This is a genomic window from Pseudomonas sp. AGC41 (genome assembly GCF_057334555.1).
Window position 1 is genome coordinate 68,593 of record NZ_JBHFJB010000067.1, and the last position, 3,657, is coordinate 72,249.

At 63.1% G+C, this 3,657-nt stretch carries 5 protein-coding genes; 2 read left to right on the forward strand and 3 right to left on the reverse strand.

The genetic code is table 11. The annotated features are described in order from the left end of the window. Positions 1-44: 44 nt before the first annotated feature. Positions 45-638 carry a nitroreductase family protein gene (locus ACE04F_RS12975; RefSeq protein ID WP_486107215.1) on the reverse strand — a complete coding sequence of 198 codons (594 nt, stop codon included), beginning with the start codon at positions 636-638 and terminating at the stop codon, positions 45-47. A gap of 160 nt (positions 639-798) precedes the next feature. Here ACE04F_RS12975 and ACE04F_RS12980 point away from each other — a divergent pair, with 160 nt between their 5' ends. Beyond that, the gene (locus ACE04F_RS12980) at positions 799-1,248 is read left to right on the forward strand and encodes a YcgN family cysteine cluster protein (protein ID WP_003184256.1); all 450 of its coding nucleotides are present in this window, start codon (positions 799-801) and stop codon (positions 1,246-1,248) included. A 30-nt stretch (positions 1,249-1,278) separates the two neighbouring features. Continuing rightward, complete coding sequence (locus ACE04F_RS12985; protein WP_486107218.1) at positions 1,279-2,508, forward strand: hypothetical protein; 1,230 nt, start codon at positions 1,279-1,281, stop codon at positions 2,506-2,508. A 128-nt stretch (positions 2,509-2,636) separates the two neighbouring features. Here the strand turns inward: ACE04F_RS12985 and ACE04F_RS12990 are convergent, their stop codons facing one another. Then, a complete protein-coding gene (locus tag ACE04F_RS12990) occupies positions 2,637-3,014 on the reverse strand; it encodes a YgaP family membrane protein (protein WP_486107219.1) in 378 nt (125 codons plus the stop codon). Positions 3,015-3,091: 77 nt separating this feature from the next. Continuing rightward, positions 3,092-3,562: an RNA methyltransferase gene (locus tag ACE04F_RS12995; RefSeq protein WP_264432809.1), complete on the reverse strand. Its 471-nt coding sequence runs from the start codon at positions 3,560-3,562 to the stop codon at positions 3,092-3,094. Between the last annotated feature and the right edge of the window lie 95 nt (positions 3,563-3,657).

Below are 3,657 nucleotides of genomic sequence, written 5' to 3' on the forward strand. Positions count from 1 at the left end.
CCCCCCCCCCCCCCCCCCCCCCTCCCACAGGGATTGTGTCGAGATCAGAGGGTGAAATCACCCTCGGCCACCAGCTCGCTCAGCGGCCGGCGCGGGCTTGGGACTTCGCGGGCCTGGAGGTAGTCGGCCAGCGTCGATTTGTCTCCCAGCTTGCCGATCGCCACGGCCGCGTGCAGAGCGTAGCCGTCGGGGATTTTCAGTTCCTTGCGGGTCAGCTCCTGGTCGAAGCCGGCCATGCCATGGGTGTGCCAGCCGCTGAGGCTCGCTTGCAACGCCAAGTGGCCCCAGGCCGCGCCTGTGTCGAAGGTGTGGCACTGGGCCGGGGTTTCCTCGGTGGCGCCGGGCACCGCGAAGGTGGTTTTCGAGGCGATGATCACCAGCGCCGAGGCGTGTTGGGCCCAGCCACGGTTGAATTCGTTGAGCAAGCCCAGGTAACGCTCCCAGTTCGGCGTGTCACGACGGGCATACAGGAAACGCCACGGCTGCGAGTTGTAGGCCGAAGGCGCCCAGCGCGCGGCTTCGAAGAAGCTCAGCAGGGTTTCTTCGCAGATGCTTTCGCCAGTGAAAGCACGGGGCGACCAGCGTTCAATGAACTGGGGATGGATGGCGTATTCGGCAATGCGAGGATTGGCGCTCATGAGCTTACCTTGGCTGGGATCGGGAACGAGATGAAGCAACCTACGTCCAGACATCCGGGCTGACAAGCCCCCTGATACCGACAGTCGCCAATGCTTGGCCTCGAGAGGCCCCGGCACTAGACTGTCGGCCTTTTCACCACGTGATGTTGATGCTTGAGCCATGGCCGCCAAAGTCGAACCGTTCTGGATACGCAAAACCCTCGATCAGCTCGATTCACAGGAGTGGGAATCGCTGTGCGACGGCTGTGGCCTGTGCTGCCTGCAAAAGCTCGAAGACGAAGACGACAACAGCGTCTACTACACGCGCATCGCCTGCAAGTTGCTCGACCTGAAGACATGTCAGTGCACCGATTACCCCAATCGTCGCGACTTTGTGCCTGATTGCATCCAGCTCACGCCGGGCAAGGCCGATGAGTTCAAATGGTTGCCGCCAACCTGCGGCTATCGCCTGGTCAGCGAGGGCAAGGACCTGCCGCTGTGGCACCATCTGGTCTGCGGCGACCGCGACGCGGTGCATCACGAACGCATTTCCCAATCCGGGCGCATGCTCGCCGAAGGCAGCGTGGCTGAAGAGGATTGGGAAGATCACCTGATTTTCCGCGCCGGCTGAAACACCCGCCATCGCACCCCAGGAGAACCCATGGCTGCAGGATTAAAACGAATGCTGGCGGCCGGGCTGCTGGCAGTGAGCGGACCACTGTGGGCGGCGCAGAAAGTCGATCTGGATTATCACGTCCACCTGTTGCCGCAGAGCGACCAGGCCGAAGTGCGCCTGACGCTCGCGCGGGGCTCGGCGGTGCGCAGCCTGGATTTCGACCTTGGGAGCGATGGTCGCTACAGTGATTTCAAAGCCGACGGCCAGTGGCAACTCACTCCCGGGCATGAAGCTCGGGGCGTCTGGCGCCCAGCCGCCGACAAGGCGAGCCTGACTTATCGCGTCCGCCTCAGCGAGTCGCGCAAGAACGGCTCCTTTGAGACCCGCATGACCCCCGGATGGGCGCTGCTGCGCGGTGATGACCTGGTACCGCCAGCCAGGCTGGATCAGCAGGACGGCACTGAACTGGTGTCACGCCTGGAATTCGAATTACCGGGTGGCTGGCAAAGCATCGAGACGCCCTGGCCGCGTATCGGCAAGCAGCGTTTTCGCATTGATAATCCTACGCGCCTGTTCGACCGGCCGACGGGCTGGATGCTGGCCGGCAAGCTCGGCAGCCGCCGCACGCGCCTGGGCGAGACCGAAGTGACCGTGGCTGCGCCGCGAGGCCAGGGCATGCGGCGGATGGACGTGCTGACGCTGCTGACCTTCGTCTGGCCGCAGGTGCAGGCGATCGTGCCGCGCCATCCGGCCAAGCTGCTGATCGTTGGCGCGGGCGATCCGATGTGGCGTGGCGCCCAGGGCGGCCATGAATCGATTTACCTGCACAGCCGTCCGGCACTGGTCAGCGAACGGGGCAGCAGCCCATTGTTGCGTGAACTGGTGCAGGTGCTGGCGCGCATCAACGATCATGATCGCAGCGACTGGATCAGCGAAGGGCTCAACGAGTATTACGCCATCGAACTGCTGCGCCGTGCCGGCGGCATGAGCGACGAGCGTTACCAGGCATTGAATGATCGACTCGCCCGGGACGGCAAGGGCGTCACGACGTTGCGTGGCGAACAGGTGAGCCCTGCGATGGTGTCCAGGGCGGTGCTGCTGTTGCAGGAGCTGGACCGGGAAATTCGCCTGAAGACCCGCAACAAGCGTTCGCTGGATGATGTGCTGCAAGGGGCGATGCGGTTGGAAACGCTGGATACCCGGGAGTTTGTGCAGCTCAGTGAGAGCATCCTGGGCGGGGGCTCCAGCGTTCTGGATACGCGGTTACTTCAGTAGTACCGCTTTCGCGAGCAGGCTCGCTCCCACACTGGATCTTCGGTTGACTTACCCTTTGTAATCAACCAACTCCCTGTGGGAGCGAGCCTGCTCGCGAAGGGGCCATCAGCCTTTACGCAGCAGTCCGATCAGAGCCCAGCCTTCGGCGAAACCAACGAATCATTCCCCGTCACCGTAGCCGTGCCGGTCGCCGCCTCGGCATTGGCTTTCATGCGGCTCAGTTCATCGCCGGCCTGCTCGATCCGGGCGCGGGCGTCGTGCAGGTGCTGACGATTTTTTTCCAGCAGGGTCTTGGCCGAACAATGCCCGGTGATGCCGCGGGCCAGGGCCATGCCGCCGATTGCCAGTTGGGCCAGGCCGATCACACCGCCGCGGCGCAAGCCCTTGCCCATCATCAGCACCCCACCGGCCAGTGACCCAATGCGCTCCCAGCCGTGCACGTTCTGCGGGCTGCGGGTTTGGAAAGGGGTGGTCTCAACCGGCCCTAACGGATTGTTATCGCTCATGATCTGTCTCCAGTGTGGGGATGTGTATAAAGCTGACTGCCAGAGCGAATCCGTCGTTCCATGGAATTTCCCGCCGGTCAGCGAAATTGCGGCCCCGAGCGGGTGTTGTTGCCTTTGGCCATGCGGTCGTAGAGCACGACGTTGACCGTAGCGGCCAGGTTCATGCAGCCGTTGGTGGGGATATAGATCACGTCTTCGCACCAGTCGCGGATGTCCTTGTCCAGGGAACCGTCTTCCGGGCCGAAGATGTACAAGGCCCGGTCCGGATGGGTGTATTCGGGCAAGGGACGGGCGCCGTCCACCAGCTCGACGGCCACCGGCACGCAGCCCAGGGGCAGGATCTTTTTCAGGTCGTCGATGCCGATCAGCGGGATATCGTAGTGGACTTTTTTGGTGTCGGTAACGAAGTCGGCAGCGCGTTCGTAGCGCTTGCCGGTGTAGAACACCGACGCGACGCCGTAACAGCCAGCGGCACGCATGACCGAACCGACGTTTTCCGGTGACTTGGGGTTGAACAGACCGATGCAGCTGTAGCGTTTGTTGGCCACGGACGGGGTGCCTTTGGGAAAAGGCGCGATTATACGGGGAATGGAGGAGGGTGGTCAGGTTCGGGATGTGTGGTGGCTGGTTGACCGCTTTCGGC